Origin of the sequence: Comamonas trifloxystrobinivorans (assembly GCF_043359985.1) — a bacterium.
Lineage (GTDB): Bacteria > Pseudomonadota > Gammaproteobacteria > Burkholderiales > Burkholderiaceae_C > Comamonas > Comamonas trifloxystrobinivorans.
The window spans coordinates 1-773 of the sequence record NZ_JBHZGV010000044.1; the positions used below are offsets into that span (position 1 = coordinate 1).

Annotated in this window: 1 protein-coding gene; it reads left to right on the forward strand. The window is 63.3% G+C overall.

From position 1 onward, the window contains the following. The coding region (locus ACFIQF_RS24610) for an integrase core domain-containing protein (protein ID WP_393946283.1) at window positions 1–773 on the forward strand (773 nt) is incomplete at both ends.

Here is a 773-nt window from a genome sequence, read left to right on the forward strand (position 1 = left end):
ATCTACAACATCCTCAAAGCCGCAGGCCTCATCCAGGGCCAGCGCAGACGCAGGCGCGTCCACCCCACCGAGCAACCACTGCGCCCCAGCAGCGAGCCCAATGGTCTGTGGAGCGTGGACTACAAAGGCCAGTTCAAGACCGCCGACGGCCAGTGGTGCTACCCCTTGACCATCATGGACCACGCCAGTCGCTACCTACTGGCCATCGATGCCTACCCCAGCACCGGCTTTGCACAAGCCCAGCACAGCTTTGAGCGTGTCTTCCAACACCACGGCCTGCCAAGCCGCATCCGCTCAGACAACGGCGCCCCCTTTGCCAGCACGGGCGTTGCAGGCCTGTCACGCCTAGCCGTGTGGTGGATACGGCTGGGGATCGAGCCCGAGCGCATCGAACGCGGCAAGCCCCAGCAAAACGGCCGCCACGAACGCATGCACCGCACCCTCAAGCACGCACTGGGCAAAACACCGGCAGCCAACCTCCAAGCCCTGCAAGTACAGCTAGACGCCTTCCGTCAGCACTACAACGAGCAGCGCCCCCATGAAAGCCTGGAGCAGCAAACACCCAGCCAGCGCTACCGCTCATCCGATCGCACCTATCCAGAGCAGCTGCCGCCAGCCCAGTACCCGCCTCACTGGGAGAGCTCCACGGTCAGCCGCAATGGAGTGGTGTACTGGAGAGGCTTGCGCATCTACATCGGCTACTTGCTGGCGGGTCAGCAAATAGGCATGCAGGAGGTAGCCGCAGGCCAGTGGGAGGTGTACTTGTGCAACAC